The sequence below is a fragment of the Pseudobacillus sp. FSL P4-0506 genome (genome assembly GCF_038003025.1).
Classification (GTDB): domain Bacteria; phylum Bacillota; class Bacilli; order Bacillales; family Domibacillaceae; genus Pseudobacillus.
This window is the reverse complement of the sequence record NZ_JBBOOI010000001.1, coordinates 1473145-1488607: the sequence shown is the minus strand read 5'-3', so window position 1 is coordinate 1488607 and position 15463 is coordinate 1473145. Positions and strand designations below refer to the sequence as shown.

Below are 15463 nucleotides of genomic sequence, written 5' to 3'. Positions count from 1 at the left end.
AAAATAGCTATTTATTTTACCTTAATTTATTTTATTATAATCTCTAGCCAATCATGATGTATATAATGGCTTGATTCCGTATTCTTAAAGTTTCTCCTGCTAGACAGGAGGCCTACAAGACTATTGTACTTACTTTCCACTCTTTATAAAAGCCCCGGCAAACAAATAAAAATGAATCATACGGCTCCTTTTGACAATTTGCAACGCCAATAGACGAACAGAAATGCGCTTATCATGCTTTTCCCTTACCTTTTAAAAAAAATCTTTGCTGCTTTTTATTTCTTAAGTTAGTAGATTTATACCAGTTCATCCGGGCCTCTCAGATTTTCCTATTTTTCTCATGATATCCTCTTTCTAAATTGCCCTCTTTCGATTATGATGATGAAAGGATTATTTTTTACTTGTTTTTCCACAAGTATAACAAACTAGAAAGAAGAAGGCGGTTTAGGGAATGAGGACAGTTTTTGGTTATATGTTAATAGTTTTGCTCCTCCCTGTAGCTGTGTTTTTATTTTACTTCGCAAACGCAGAAGCACATAAAGTCAGGAGCTTTGATGAGGTTGTCGATGAAAAGATCGTCATTAAAGATGTCCACCTTTCTCAGGCAAGTAAATTTGTCGATAAAGATGGGAACCCCTATTTGGAGATTCATCAGCCTTACCGGATTGTAGCAGATGGAAAAAATATTCCCCCATTTTTAAAGGAATTGTTTTTACAGTCTGAAGACAAGCACTTTTATGATCATGCCGGTATTAATGCGGCGGCTGTTATGCGCGCCGTGCTCATTAATGCTAAAGCTGATGGGATCGAACAGGGAGCAAGCACAATCACACAGCAGCTTGCACGTAACATTTATTTGAATCACGACCGGACATTGGTACGAAAAGTGTCAGAAGTATTATATGCATACGAACTTGAGAAAAGGCTGTCGAAAGATGAAATTTTAAATCTTTACTTAAATGCCATTTATTTCAATCATCAAGTATACGGTGTAGAAGCAGCTTCGCAATTTTATTTTCAGAAACACGTCAATGAATTAACGAAATCACAGCTGGCTTTTATCGCTGCTATTCCAAACAATCCGTCATTATATGACCCCGTCCGGCATTTCGAAAATACGAAAAAACGCCAAGAACGGCTCATTGATATGATGCAGCGAGAAAAGTTTATTACGGCATCTGAAGCTGAGGAAATAAAAAAAGAACCTATTAAGCTTCAAATGAGAGACCGTATAGACAAATATGCTAGCTACTCTACTTATGTGGAAGATGAGCTGAAGCAATTAATTGCCAAAACAGAAGGCTTCGATCAGCAATTGCAAAATGCCAAAGGGGACGAAAAAATCACTATTGAACACAAATTGAACGACCGTGTTGAAAAAGTAAAATCTTCGGGCATTGTTGTTCATACCTCTTTAGATCCTTCCATGCAGCAGCGAGCAGAAAACGCTGTTAACTCGGTACTTAGCGGCTCATCGGTGCAATCATCGGCCGCAGTTATCAAAAATGATTCGCGTAATATCGTTGCGCTTGTCGGCGGAAGAAACTATGACCGGACACAATTCAATCGGAGCTTCCAAGGGTTCCGGCAGCCTGGATCGACAATTAAACCATTGCTTGATTACGCTCCCTATATTGACACCTATAGGGCAGATGTTAACAGTTTAGTAAGTGCTGATAAATATTGTGGTCCGGGCTATTGTCCGAAAAACTATAGTGGAAAAGAGTATGGAATGGTTTCCTTAAGAACCGCTCTATCAAAATCGTACAATACAGCCGCATTGCGTCTATTTGTAAAAACAGGACCAAAAAAAGCCTGGTCCTATATGAACAATTTTGATTTTGAAAGAGTCACAGAATCAGACAAAGATCCTTCTCGCCGTGCTACGGCTCTTGGTGGTTTTGATGTCGGCATGTCTTCACTGGAAGTAGCCGGTGCCTATACATCCTTTATTGACGGAACTTATACTAGACCACGGGCGATACAAAAAGTGACAGACCGTCAAGGCAATCTGCTCTATGAATGGAAAGAGGAAACGAAGACAGTTTGGTCAAAATCAACAACCTATAAAATGCGGTACTTGTTATCAGATGTAATCCATAATGGAACAGGTAAAAAAGCGAATCCTGGCACTGCCTACGCAGGTGGGAAGACTGGTACAACGAACAGTACAAAGGACCTCTGGTTTGCTGGTTTAACAGATCAGTATACTGCAAGTGTCTGGGTCGGAAAAGACTCGCCGAAAAGTATTCGCTATTTAGAAAGCTACGCACCAAATCAATTGATCTGGCGCAGAATCGTGCGATAAAAACGGCAAATACAGCTGCAAAAAAGCTGCGGAGAATCATTCCGCAGCTTTTTTATATAGCCCTACCTATCCGAACATTCGTTAACCGCCAAGCCCGTGGTTTTTCCTTTCCCCTTTATACTTGACTACAAAAAAAACCGCCAAAGCGGTTCTTAAAGCGGCAAACTGCCAAGCAGGCCATTGTAGACTTTCATTCCTAGCAGAGCCAATGAAACTCCTAAAGCTGACCATGAAACAATTTGGAAAGTAACTATTCCAATTAAATTAGCTATCGAAAGGGAAGAGCTAGTTTTATAAACAAAAAAGATCAAGTAGCCAGCGGCTGTTAATAGAAAGATTGCTAAAATCCCTATCAATGAGGAAAAACTAATCAAGGAAAGCAGACCACCTACAAAAAAGATAATCGAGCCGTTACGAACAGCTTTTAACAATTCTCCTTCTGTATCTTTGGAGAAAAACAACAAAGACAATTCATTCACCGTATTGGCGATCACTTTTAAGCCGGCAATTACAAAAAAGAAGGCAATCATTAATGAAACGGTAATCACCAGATTGATCTCTGTCTTTGTAAATAGCTCAAGCATTTCGTTGTATAAGCCTACTTTCTTAAATAAAGAGATAATAATTCCTTGGACAAACAAAGCAAACGACAAACTAAATAATAGAATAGCTATGAGAGGCAAGTAGCCTGTTAAATAAGTGTTTTTCATAAAGAATATACTCTCCTGTTCCGTTCAATCCATTTTATTATGCAAGAGCTGACAAACAAAGACAAGTTCTTTTTTAATAATTTTTGGAAGTCCCAAACATTTTTTGGCAAAAAAGTTGCGGGCAAGAAGGACGAGAAAAATTTTTTTAATGAGTGATAATGCCATGTTTCTACATATTTATTATTATTGACCGACTTTTCAGCAAGTTTCACTTTTTGACCATGCATGAAGTAATTTTTTACGTTATAATGCTCTAGGAGATCAAAATTTGCATCATCAACGATGAGTATAGTTGAAAAAGGGATCGTTATATGCAAATAGTCACCTTTTTCTTTTGTACACATTATCGATTTAGTTTATGAGGGGGGGATTTTTTTGTCTTTACTACATCTAGCCATCTTTTCTCCTTTTTTAATGGCTATTTTAGTTCCTTTTTTTTATAAAGGGCTACGGAGTATACATACAGGCTGGTTTGTTCTAATTTTACCGATTTTGCTTTTCACTTATTTTATCGGATTTCTCCCGGTTACCCGGAACAACGGGACAGTCGAGAAATCTTTTGATTGGATCCCATCACTTGGCATCCGCTTTACTGCCTATGTAGATGGATTAGGGCTGTTATTCGCTCTGCTTATTACTGGAATCGGTTCACTCGTCGTGTTATATTCCATCTTTTACTTATCAAAGGAAAAAGAAAGACTGCACAACTTTTATGTCTATTTACTATTGTTTATGGGTGCTATGCTTGGCGTTGTGCTGTCAGACAACTTGATCACTTTGTATATGTTCTGGGAATTGACATCCATTTCTTCTTTCCTGTTGATCGCCTACTGGTACGACCGTGAACGCTCTCGTTATGGAGCGCTCAAATCTATGCTTCTAACGGTATTTGGCGGTCTTTCTATGCTGGGCGGCATCTTGTTGCTTTCCATTATGGGCGATACATTTAGCATACGCGAGCTCATTTCTCAAGCCAGTGAACTAAATGGTCATCCTCTCTTCCTGTTTGCGCTGATCCTTATTCTACTAGGAGCCTTTACAAAATCAGCTCAATTTCCATTTTATATTTGGCTACCTGATGCCATGGAAGCACCTACACCTGTGAGCGCATACTTGCACTCGGCTACAATGGTGAAAGCGGGAATTTATTTAGTTGCCCGCCTCAGTCCAATCTTTGCTTTCTCAAGCTATTGGTTTTGGATTGTTGGAGCAGTTGGCATTTTCACTATGTTCTGGGGATCATTCAATGCAGTCAAACAAACAGATTTAAAAGGGATTCTTGCTTTTTCAACGGTCAGCCAGCTCGGTTTGATTATGTCGCTTTTGGGAGCGGGAGCCGCCGCTCTTCACTTTGACGCATTAAATGACAATATCTACATTGCTGCTGTTATTGCCGCTGTCTTTCATTTAATCAACCATGCAACATTTAAAGGCAGCTTATTTATGGTAGTTGGTATTGTCGATCATGAAACAGGCACAAGAGACATCCGCAAGCTTGGCGGACTGCTCAGCTTTATGCCTATTACTTTCTCGATAGCTGTCATCGGAGCTTTCTCTATGGCTGGTCTTCCTCCATTTAACGGATTTTTAAGTAAGGAAATGTTCTTTACTGGAATGGTTCAGCTTGTTGACTTAAACATTTTCAACTTACAAACATGGGGCATGTTCTTCCCTATTCTCGCTTGGATTGGAAGTATTTTCACATTCATTTATAGCATGATGTTTGTATTCAAGACATTTTCCGGGAAATATCAACCCGAAAAGCTCGACAAAAAACCGCATGAAGCACCTGTTGGCATGTTGATTTCACCTATCATTCTTGCTGTTCTTGTCGTCCTATTCGGTCTTTTCCCAAATTTGCTGTCTTACAGCCTCATTCAGCCAGCAGCGGCTGCGATTGTCCCTTCGTTAGTTGAGCCTGGTGAGCTGCTATCAGTTCATATTGTCCATTGGCATGGAGTTACGACTGAGTTGCTAATGACGATTGGTGTGATAGCTGTTGGTATTCTAATGTATTTGACTTTAAGCAAATGGATCAAGCTATATACGCTATTCCCTGGAAAAGTAACACTTAATACGTTATATGATACGAGCTTGTATGCTGCTGAACGCGGTTCTTACACGTTCACAAAGGCTTATATGAATGGATTTATCCGTACATATCTCGTCTATATTTTTGTTTTCTTTATCGGTATTCTTGGTTTCACAATGTGGACAGAAGGCGCGTTGAAGATTGATAAGAGCAACTTAGCTCCGATCGGTGTATATGAAATTGTCCTCGTTATTATTATTTTAGCGGGTATTTTCACTATTTTATTCGCCAAGTCCCGGCTGACGTCCATTATCGCTTTAGGAGCAGTCGGCTATACAGTCTCCCTCTTTTTCGTTATTTTTCGGGCACCGGATCTGGCTCTTACACAATTGGTTATTGAAACCGTGTCGGTTGCTTTATTTCTGCTTTGTTTCTACCATCTTCCAAAGCTTAATCGCCATGAAGAGCGAATGGGCTTTAAACTTGGCAACTTAATTATTTCTCTCGGAGTTGGAACCGTTATCGCTTTAATGGCCATCTCCTCCCACAGCAACAAAATGTTTGAATCAATCGCCAGCTACTATGTTGCGAACACTTATAAAGAAGCAGCGGGCAAAAATATGGTCAATGTCATCCTCGTCGATTTCCGTGGATTTGATACCTTGTTTGAAATCAGCGTGCTGGCGATTGCCGGTCTCGGCATTTTCGGCCTGATTAAACTACGGCTAGCAAAGAAAGGAGGAGAAGCAGATGAAAACTAATGATGTCATTTTACAAACAACGAGTAAGGTTGTGTTTTTCATCATTATTCTCTTTGCCATCCATTTGTTCTTTGCCGGGCATTATCATCCCGGCGGTGGATTCGTCGGCGGGTTGATGACATCGGGAGCGATCGTACTGCTTCTGCTTTCCTTTGATATTAAAACTGTAGCGAAAGGTTTTCCTATCGATTATAAAATTCTAATCGGAATCGGCTTGCTGTTTGCGATCGGAACAGCGGCAGGTTCACTTATTTTCAATGTTCCATTTTTTACTCATGTATTTGGCGACGTATATTTGCCGATCTTTGGAGAAACGTCTCTCCATACTGCTATGTTATTTGATTTAGGTGTTTATTTAGTTGTCATTGGTGTGACCATGACCATTATTCAAACGATAGGAGAGAGTGAATAATGGAGATTTTAATGTCAATTATTATTGGTGCTTTATTTGCAAGTTCTATCTATTTAATGCTTTCAAAAAGCTTGCTCCGTATTATTATCGGGACCGGGCTATTAAGTCACGGAGCTCATTTGTTAATTATTACAATGGGCGGCTTAAAAAGAGGGGCGGCTCCTCTTCTCGGTGAAAAGGCAGCCTCTTATGTAGATCCCTTGCCGCAAGCACTGATCTTAACGGCCATCGTTATTAGCTTTGGCGTTACCGCCTTGTTTCTTGTGCTCGCCTACAGGGCTTACCAGGAACTAGGAACAGATAATATGGATGAAATGAGAGGTAATGAAGCAAATGATTAACCTGTTAGTTTTGCCGTTGCTTATTCCTCTCTTGACTGCCGCTTTATTAATTTTTGTGTCTAAATCTGTCGGAGTCCAACGAGCCATTTCAGTCATCTCTGCCATTGGTACATTAACCGCTGCTGTTGTTTTATTAATAACCGTTAAAAAAGACGGGATTCAAACGGTCAATGTCGGCAGCTGGGATGCCCCGTTTGGCATTACGCTTGTTTCCGATACCTTGTCTGCGCTGCTTGTCACTACATCGTCACTGATCACGCTGTGTGTCATTCTTTATTCTTTCCGTTCGATTGGTGCGGCACGCGAACGATTTTATTACTATCCTGTGGTCCAATTTTTGCTTGTTGGTGTAAACGGTGCCTTCACAACGGGCGATATCTTTAACCTGTTTGTGTTTTTTGAAGTGATGCTGATGTCCTCTTATGTCCTGATTGTCATCGGCGGCACAAAAGTCCAGCTGCGTGAATCAATTAAATACATTCTTGTGAACGTCATTTCATCGGCGCTTTTTGTGATCGCCGTGGCTATGCTTTATTCTGTCGTTGGCTCTCTGAACATGGCGGATATTTCCCAGCGTATTGCAGAAATTGGCCAACTGCCGATCCTAACGGTTATCGCTGTATTATTTTTAATCGTATTCGGTTTAAAAGGAGCCATTTTTCCGCTGTATTTCTGGCTTCCTGGTTCTTACTATGCACCACCTGTACCAATTCTTGCTCTGTTTGGTTCCCTGTTGACTAAAGTAGGCGTATACTCTATCCTGCGAAGCTACTCACTATTCTTTTACCACGATCAGGCTTTCACGCATGAACTGTTAGGCATTCTCGCTATTATTACAGTGATCGCCGGCTGCATTGGCGCGATTGCTTATTGGGATGTAAAGAAAATTGTCATTTACAATATTGTAATTGCAGTAGGTGTGCTCGTATTTGGAATCTCAGTTGCTACAGAAGAATCCTATAAAGGCACGGTCTTTTACACGATTCATGATATGATTATAAAAGCCGCTCTATTCTTGCTCATTGGTGTAATGATCAAGATTACCGGGACAAGCGACTTACGCAAGATGGGCGGTTTGATGAAGAAATATCCATTGCTCGGCTGGACCTTCCTTGTTGCTTCTTTTGCACTCGCCGGCATTCCACCGCTCAGCGGATTTGTCGGAAAGCTGTTAATCGTACGCGGAGGGCTGGCGGAGGGAGAATATGTAGGCTCCTTAATTGTTCTTTTATCCAGTCTTGTCGTGCTTTACTCTGTAATTAAAATTTTTATGAACGGTTTCTGGAGAGCTCCGAAAGAATACCCAGGAGAAGAAAATCAGCCTGTTCTCTCTCTATGGGCACCAGGAGCGATTCTCGTACTTGCCTCAATTTTCTATGGGGTAGGAGCGGAAATAATGTATCCAATTATTTCTCAAGCCACTGATGCACTCGTACATCCGGCAATCTATATTGATGCAGTGTTAAAGGAGTAATGTCTTATGGCTTTTCAAATTTTACTTAATTTCTTTTTAGCGTTTCTGTGGATGTTTCTACAAGTATCCTTTAACAGCAAAACATTTATTATCGGATACTTAATTGGCTTGATTTTAATTTATGGCATGCGCCGGTTCTTTAAAACAGAACTGTATGTGCGCCGTGTGTTTGCCATCGTTTACTTAACCCTTCTATTCTTTAAGGAATTAATTATGGCGAACATCGACGTATTGAAAGTGATCTTAAAACCTAAACTTGATATCCAGCCAGGAATTTTCGCCTTGCCGACTGAGCTGAAATCAGACTGGGAAATTACCTTGCTTGCTAATTTAATTACCTTAACTCCCGGCACATTAGTCATCGATGTATCAGATGATCAAAAGACATTATACGTCCATGCGATTGACGTACCGGATGTGCAAGATGCAATTAACGGCATAAAAGAATCATTTGAAAAAGCGATTATGGAGGTGAGCCGCTGATGTTGGTAATGGTTATGAAGCTGTCGCTCATTTTAATTACCTTGGCAATGCTCGGCTTCATCTATCGGCTTGTTAAAGGTCCAACCGTCCCTGATCGGATTGTCGCTTTAGATGCGATTGGCATTAACTTGGTCGCCATGATCGCCATTCTCTCTATGCTGTTTAAGACCTATGCGTTTTTAGATGTTATTTTGTTGCTCGGCATTTTATCTTTCATCGGTACGACTGCTTTCTCCAAGTTCCTTGAGAAAGGAGAGATCATTGAAAATGACCGGAATCATTGAGATCGTGATCATTCTCTTTTTACTGCTTGGTGTCTTTCTTACTCTTGTTGCATCTTTTGGAGTGATTCGGCTGCCTGATGTCTACACGCGCAACCATGCAGCTTCAAAAAGCGCCACACTTGGAGTGATGTTGATTCTGCTCGCTTGTTTTCTCTATTTCTATTTAATTGAGGGACACTTTAGCTCGCGTGTCCTGCTCGGAATTGCCTTTATCTTTATAACGGCTCCTGTTGGCGGTCACTTAATTAGCCGTGCTGCCTACAACTCAGGCGTCAAATTGTGGGATAAAAGTTCCCGAGATGATTTAAAGGATAGAAAATAATTAAAACCAGCCAACGCTTGATTTGTTGGCTGGTTTTTCACTTAAAATTATGCTCTTTTCTTTTATTATAGCGCTCTATGAAAGCTTAGTTTTCATAGAGACGTTTTTCCTCGCTTCCATCAGCGTGGTGAATAATCAGAATTCCATCATGCTCTTTTACATAATCCTTTGCCTTATCTGATAACCCTTCCTTCGTGTGGTCTGACAAGATACTATGCTCTCCCTTTTTCTTGACGAGCTGCCAGCCCTCACCGTCTTCTTTCGGCTGCAGATGATAGACAGGGCGTTCTTCATCGTTTCCATGCCCTTTACCAACAGAGCTGCGGGCACGATCAATAGCAATAGCAATGGCTCTTCCTTCATCATAATTCTCATCAAGCAGTGCATTCGCAATTTCAATCGCTTTTTCACGCACCTGCTGGGGCAAGTTTTTCATTGAAGCAGGATAGTCATTTTCATTCCAGGGCATGGGTTCTCCTCCTAGTCATTCAACTACCCTTCTTCTTCCCCTATTTTTCCCCTTCAAAACTTCTACACTTTCTTCGGTACTATCGCTACTGTACAACGTGAGAGGCAAATAAGCTGCTCTTGCTCATCACGAATATCAATCTGCCAGACCATTGTTGTTCGTCCTTGATGTACAGATTGCGCTGTAGCGGTAACGATTCCTTCCCTTTTGGCTTTAATATGATTAGCATTGATCTCCAGACCAAAGCATATTTGTGTGTCTGGATCAATTAAATAAGCCGTACCAATGCTTGCAGCTGTTTCAGCCAAAGCAACGGAGGCGCCACCGTGTAAGTACCCAAGCGGTTGGCGTGTACGCTCATCGACCGGCATGGTCATGACAACTTTTCCTTCACTCATTTCTACAAGTTCCATTCCTAACGTATGAGACAAATTGCTATTTTCTTTCATTTTTATTTCCTCTCTTTCTCTCTATAAAATGAACAATAATTCATTTCATTATATTACATTCTGTCTTTTTAGAAAAATCCCTCCTTTTATGCAAAATGGTATATTTTATGCAAAATAACATGAAATCCGACATTTATCCTTATGTTTTTATGCATAGATTTAGTCTTTTTAGCATAAGATCGACTTTTCAGATAATTAGATCTATTGGCATGGTTCTTGCAATCTATTTAGATAGAATACTGAAAGAAAGAGGGATGATAATGAAAAAAACTAAAGCACCTTCACTCGCCATTGCGCTAATCCCTATTATTGCTATGGTTACATTCCTGTTCGCCGGGATTTTTATTTTTGAAGCCGATGCTCATATTCCACTTTTATTAAGTGCAGTCGTAGCAGCTATCATAGCGATTTATCTCGGCCATACGTGGAAGGAAATAGAAAAAGGGATTATTAGTGCAGTGACGCTAGCGATGCAGGCTCTTTTGATCTTAATGGTTATCGGGACGATCATCGGCACATGGCTTGCCGGCGGAATCGTTCCAACGATGATTTATTATGGGCTTGATATTTTATCGCCTGCCTATTTCCTGCCGGCTGCTGCCGTCATTTGCAGCATTGTAGCCATTGCTTCAGGAAATGCTTGGACAGCAGCCGGTACTATCGGCATCGCCATCATGGGAATCGGAGCAGGTCTCGGTGTTAACTTAGCGATGGTGGCCGGAGCAGTAATTTCCGGCTGTTATTTTGGGGATAAAATTTCACCGCTTTCCGAAACAACGAATATGTCACCAGGGATTACCGGGGTGGAGCTATTCGATCATATTCGTCATATGCTATATACAACGATTCCTGCCTTAATTCTCTCTGTTATTATCTATTTCTTTATGGGACTCTCATTTAAAGGAAAAGGGGCCGGCATTGATGAGATTACGGCTCTTCAAAATCAGTTGAATGACATTTTTATTATTAGTCCATGGCTTTTACTTGTCCCTATTATTGTACTCGGTCTGATCGCCATGAAAACACCAGCGCTTCCTGGACTTGTCATTGGCTCGATCTTAGGCGCAATCGTAGCCATTACTGTACAAGGCGTAGCTATTGGGGACATTTTGGGTATCATGGTCTACGGATTTGAGATGGAAACAGGCAATGAGGTTCTTGATAATCTACTAAATAATGGCGGTACAGAAGCCATGATGTATACGGTATCGCTTGTCATGATCGCTATGAGCTTCGGAGGAATTCTAGAAGTGAGCGGTGTGCTTGAAACACTCGTCAACAGCTTGCTAAAGCTTGCTAAATCTACCGGAAGTCTGATCGCCACTACAGTTGTTACTTGTATTACAGCAAACGTTATTGCTTGTGATCAATACTTATCCATCCTTCTTCCGGGGCGTATGTACATTAAAGCATATAGAAAGCGCCGACTTCATCCAAAGAATTTATCGAGAACATTGGAAGATGCCGGTACAATGACTTCTCCACTTGTCCCTTGGAACACATGTGGAGCTTTCATGACTGCTACTCTGGGAGTTTCTACTTTCCAATATGCCCCGTATGCTTTGCTTTGCCTTATTAGCCCAGTCATTGCTATATTATATGGATTTACCGGTTTTAAAATAGAAAAACTTTCCCAAGCAGAAATTGATCGCTTGGATGCAGAGGAACAGGCTATCAAAGTTAGTTAAAAAACTCGCAGGGCTGCAAACGCTTTATATTTATCTCTATGAATAAAAAGAACCTCCACACATACGCGGAGGTTCTTTTTTCTAATAATATCCATAAGGGCCAAAGGGACCTACAAATGGAGGAGCATATGGAGGGTATGGAGGATAGTATGGTCGATAACCATAAAACGGACGTGCAATCGCTCCGCCGATTAACCCTCCGAGCAGCCCTCCGACAAATGGGCCGCCAAAAAAAGGGGGAAAGCGAGTGTTTCTGTACATTATGAAAAGCCTCCTTTTTCTCTGCCTACTATGTTTTATGCAGAAAGAAAGAAAAAGGCATGGGCGGGCTTTACAATCAAGCCTCCCATACCTGCAATGTATCGGTTATAAAACCATAGCAGCCAGCCAGCCAAATAAGATAACCGGGATATTATAGTGCAAGAAAGTTGGCACACACGTATCCCAAATATGGTTATGCTGCCCGTCTACATTCAAGCCAGCTGTCGGTCCTAACGTGCTGTCCGAAGCAGGAGATCCGGCGTCTCCAAGTGCTCCTGCTGTTCCGACAAGTACAATCGTCGCCATAGGGCTAAAGCCAAGCTCAAGTGCGAGCGGCACGAAGATCGTTGCAATAATTGGAACAGTCGAGAACGATGAACCAATTCCCATGGTTACGAGCAAGCCGACGATCAGCATCAATAATGCCCCGAGTGACTGGTTGCCTCCAATGAGGTGGGCCGACTGTTCTACAAGCCGCTCTACATCCCCTGTTGCACTCATTACTTTAGCAAAGCCGGAAGCGGCAATCATAACAAAACCAATGAAGGCCATCATTCGCATTCCAGCTGTTAACACACTGTCGGCTTCATTCCATCGCAATGCTCCCGTAACGTATAGGACCATAATGCCTCCTAATGCTCCAAACACCATTGAATCTGTCCAAAGCTGGGCGGCAAGCGCTGCTACAATAGCAATAATAGCCATTATTACTCCCGATTTTGTATATCCTTCCGTTTCTACATCAGCAGCCATTACTTCTTTTTGTTCATACACTCTCGGCTTCCGGTAAGAAAAGAAGACAGCAATGAGCAGGCCGCAAAGCATTCCGATTGCCGGATAAATCATCGCCGTTGCTATCTCATTTGTTTCCACCTTTAATCCACTTTCCGTGATGTTTGTAGCTACAATTTCATGAAAAATTTGCCCAAAACCGACAGGAAGCAGCATGTAAGGCGTGACAAGGCCGAATGTCAGTACAGACGCTATGAGGCGACGGTCTATTTGCATTTCGTTTAAAATTTGTAAAAGTGGTGGAATTAATATCGGAATAAAAGCAATATGAACAGGAATTAAATTTTGAGAAGAAATTGCGACTAATAAAATAAAAAAGACAATAAGAGCTTTAGGCAATTTTTTCTTGCGTGCTTCTTCTTTATTTCCAATACGCTTTAATACAAATTCAACAAGCGCTGTCGGCAGTCCTGTGCTGGATAAAGCGACTGCAAAGCCGCCAAGCGCCGCATAACTAAGAGCGACGTTTGCTCCGCCTCCAACTCCCTCTGAAAAAGCACCAACCGTTCCTTCTATTCCTAAACCGCCAATTATTCCCCCGATCAGTGCACCCGTAATTAATGAAAACACAACGTTCACTCGAAGTAGACTGAGGAGGAGCATGGCGATAACAGCTATTACTACAGCATTCATCTAAGATGCCCCTTTCGCTTTAGTTTGCTAAATTGGTAGAGAACTAAAAACAAGATAGCAAACTTTACAGATGATTGTCAATGCCTTTTCAAAAGAAAAAACCTTCAACAGCTGAAGGTTTTAAAGTAACTATATAGGGACAGATAGCTTGACTACTTTATTTGTTCCATTGCCTGTTTAACATTCTTATATGTATGAATCGAAGAATGACCTCATTCAAGGATCACTGGCTTCCAGCCGAAATCCGAGCGAACTTGCGCTGCAATCCCCTTAAACTAAGAATATGGTAGACACTAAATAGATGCTTTTCAACCATAGTGTCCAATTAGAGAATGTCGTCCCGCAACGGAGCAACCGGCGCAGATAAACCCATTATCTCTTTATGCGCTTTTTTATAATAGCGTTCGTTACCCTTTCGAAAGCAAAAATCTATTATATTCTAAAGGAAGGCAGGAAACATTAAATTGCTTTTTATCTTTATTAAAAAGAAGAGAGGCATAGCTGAACATGTCGTCTTTCAGCACGCCTCTCTAATTTAATTATGCCTCTGTTTTTCTTACCGCCAATAAGGCAAGCGTGCGTGCCATGACACCTGTAGCTCCAGCAGGACCTAGAGCCCCTGCCTTATTTGTATCAGCTGTTCCAGCGATATCTAGATGGACCCATGGCGTCTCTTCAGCAAATTCTCCAATAAAACCTCCTCCCATGATCGCATGGCCCTCGCGACCTGGTGAATTATTTAAATCGGCAATTTTACTGCTGCGAATGCGCTTTTTATCGTTTTCTGTGAGCGGCAATTGCCAAATAAACTCCCCTGCTTCCTTAGACGCAGCTAATACTTCCTCCAGGAAATCCTTATTATTCGTGAGCGCACCTGTCTTATCAGTTCCAAGTGCTACAATGACTCCTCCTGTTAAAGTGGCTACGTCGACTAAATAATCAGCTTTGTGATGCTTAGCATATGTCATCGCATCTGCTAGCACGAGCCGTCCCTCTGCGTCCGTATTCAACACTTCAATCGTCTTCCCGCTCATGGATGTAATCACATCATCAGGCTTCAGCGCCTCACCATTGATCATATTGTCTGTTGAAGGAATGACAGCTACTACATTTTGATCTGGCTTCAGTTCACCGATGATTTCCATCGCTCCTAATACGGCAGCTGCACCACCCATATCCATTTTCATACCAACAAGTCCGTCCTTTGTTTTCAAAGAATAGCCACCGGTATCAAAGGTAATGCCTTTTCCAACGAATCCCAATACATTTTGCCACTCTTCCTGGGGCTGATATTTTAGCGTAATCATTTTTGGAGGCGCTACCGATCCTTTGTTCACAGCAAGCAGTGCTCCCATTCCAAGCTTTTCCATATCTGCTTTTTCAAGAATTTCCAATTCAAATCCATATTTATCGGCCAGTTTTTTAGCATGTTCTGCTAAATCAGCAGCTGTTAGCATATTGGCTGGTGTATTGACAAGTGTGCGGGCAGAATTGGTTCCCTGGCTGAGCACATAGCCAACATGCAGGGCAGCTTTTACCTCTTCACTGTCCGCCCCTGTATAGATGGTCATTTGTTCAATGAATTGTTCAGGCTCATTAGAGGGTTGTTTGTATCCTTTAAATTCATAGGAAGCCAGACCAAACGCTTCACTAAAAGCTTGGGCCGCTTCATCTGGTTCAATCGTTTCACATACAAAGCTATCGAGAGCGACAGCCGCAGAACTTAACTTGATTCTGTTCATTTTTTGTATAGCTGCACCGATAGTCTCTTTTATGGTATGAAACTCAGCTTGCTTTTCTTTGCCGAGCCCTACGAAGAGCAGCCTTTTAGCAGAAATTCTTCCTAATGTCGGAATGATGATGATTTCACCTTGCTTCGCCGAAATGTCCCCTTCTTTGACAAGCTCTGTTAATTCGCCATTCATCGCTTCATCAAGCCTAGCTAGTTCGCCGTCAAACTTGAGGGGACGGTCATACAGACCGATAAGCAAGAGCTCTTCTTTTTGGCTATAAAATGAGTCGGTTTTCACATTAAACATTCTTC

15 protein-coding genes are annotated in these 15463 nt (G+C 41.5%); 9 read left to right on the top strand and 6 right to left on the bottom strand.

What is annotated here, in order from left to right; genetic code table 11:
• The first annotated feature begins 451 nt into the window (after positions 1-451).
• A complete protein-coding gene (locus MKZ02_RS07230; RefSeq protein WP_340852743.1) occupies positions 452-2308 on the top strand; it encodes a transglycosylase domain-containing protein in 1857 nt (618 codons plus the stop codon).
• A 152-nt stretch (positions 2309-2460) separates the two neighbouring features.
• Here the strand turns inward: MKZ02_RS07230 and MKZ02_RS07225 are convergent, their stop codons facing one another.
• Positions 2461-3018, bottom strand: a complete 558-nt coding sequence (locus MKZ02_RS07225; protein ID WP_120034151.1) for a DUF5366 family protein — start codon at positions 3016-3018, stop codon at positions 2461-2463.
• Positions 3019-3393: 375 nt separating this feature from the next.
• Between MKZ02_RS07225 and MKZ02_RS07220 the strand changes: the two genes are divergently transcribed.
• The 7 genes from MKZ02_RS07220 to mnhG are packed head-to-tail and all read left to right on the top strand — an operon-like array spanning position 3394 to position 9127.
• Positions 3394-5811 carry a Na+/H+ antiporter subunit A gene (locus MKZ02_RS07220; protein ID WP_340852742.1) on the top strand — a complete coding sequence of 806 codons (2418 nt, stop codon included), beginning with the start codon at positions 3394-3396 and terminating at the stop codon, positions 5809-5811.
• Complete coding sequence (locus tag MKZ02_RS07215) at positions 5801-6223, top strand: Na(+)/H(+) antiporter subunit B (protein ID WP_340852739.1); 423 nt, start codon at positions 5801-5803, stop codon at positions 6221-6223. The genes MKZ02_RS07220 and MKZ02_RS07215 overlap by 11 nt, the downstream gene beginning before the upstream one ends.
• Positions 6223-6564, top strand: coding sequence for a Na(+)/H(+) antiporter subunit C (locus tag MKZ02_RS07210; RefSeq protein WP_120034159.1), 342 nt, complete (start codon positions 6223-6225; stop codon positions 6562-6564). Before MKZ02_RS07215 ends, MKZ02_RS07210 begins: the two co-directional genes overlap by 1 nt.
• Positions 6557-8038, top strand: a complete 1482-nt coding sequence (locus MKZ02_RS07205; RefSeq protein WP_120034161.1) for a Na+/H+ antiporter subunit D — start codon at positions 6557-6559, stop codon at positions 8036-8038. Before MKZ02_RS07210 ends, MKZ02_RS07205 begins: the two co-directional genes overlap by 8 nt.
• A gap of 6 nt (positions 8039-8044) precedes the next feature.
• Entirely contained in the window at positions 8045-8521 is a 477-nt protein-coding gene (locus MKZ02_RS07200) for a Na+/H+ antiporter subunit E (RefSeq protein ID WP_120034163.1), read from the top strand.
• Between the two features lie 8 nt (positions 8522-8529).
• Complete coding sequence (locus tag MKZ02_RS07195; protein WP_406910024.1) at positions 8530-8805, top strand: Na(+)/H(+) antiporter subunit F1; 276 nt, start codon at positions 8530-8532, stop codon at positions 8803-8805.
• Positions 8789-9127, top strand: coding sequence for a monovalent cation/H(+) antiporter subunit G (gene mnhG, locus MKZ02_RS07190; protein WP_340852736.1), 339 nt, complete (start codon positions 8789-8791; stop codon positions 9125-9127). Before MKZ02_RS07195 ends, mnhG begins: the two co-directional genes overlap by 17 nt.
• Positions 9128-9212: 85 nt before the next feature.
• Here the strand turns inward: mnhG and MKZ02_RS07185 are convergent, their stop codons facing one another.
• Together MKZ02_RS07185 and MKZ02_RS07180 are read right to left on the bottom strand one after the other, a co-directional pair.
• Complete coding sequence (locus MKZ02_RS07185; protein WP_340852734.1) at positions 9213-9596, bottom strand: hypothetical protein; 384 nt, start codon at positions 9594-9596, stop codon at positions 9213-9215.
• A gap of 62 nt (positions 9597-9658) precedes the next feature.
• Positions 9659-10045 (bottom strand): hotdog fold thioesterase, encoded by a 387-nt coding sequence (locus tag MKZ02_RS07180; protein ID WP_340852731.1) that lies wholly within the window; start codon positions 10043-10045, stop codon positions 9659-9661.
• Between the two features lie 260 nt (positions 10046-10305).
• On the opposite strand from MKZ02_RS07180, the gene nhaC reads away from it, so the two are divergent.
• Positions 10306-11733: a Na+/H+ antiporter NhaC gene (gene nhaC / locus MKZ02_RS07175; RefSeq protein WP_120034173.1), complete on the top strand. Its 1428-nt coding sequence runs from the start codon at positions 10306-10308 to the stop codon at positions 11731-11733.
• Positions 11734-11814: 81 nt separating this feature from the next.
• Here the strand turns inward: nhaC and MKZ02_RS07170 are convergent, their stop codons facing one another.
• From MKZ02_RS07170 to MKZ02_RS07160, 3 genes are all read right to left on the bottom strand, one after another.
• Positions 11815-11994, bottom strand: a complete 180-nt coding sequence (locus MKZ02_RS07170; RefSeq protein WP_120034175.1) for a hypothetical protein — start codon at positions 11992-11994, stop codon at positions 11815-11817.
• A 105-nt stretch (positions 11995-12099) separates the two neighbouring features.
• On the bottom strand, positions 12100-13419 hold the full coding sequence (locus MKZ02_RS07165) for a Na+/H+ antiporter family protein (protein ID WP_120034177.1): 1320 nt from the start codon (positions 13417-13419) through the stop codon (positions 12100-12102).
• A 539-nt stretch (positions 13420-13958) separates the two neighbouring features.
• A complete protein-coding gene (locus tag MKZ02_RS07160; protein ID WP_120034179.1) occupies positions 13959-15458 on the bottom strand; it encodes a leucyl aminopeptidase in 1500 nt (499 codons plus the stop codon).
• Positions 15459-15463: the final 5 nt, after the last annotated feature.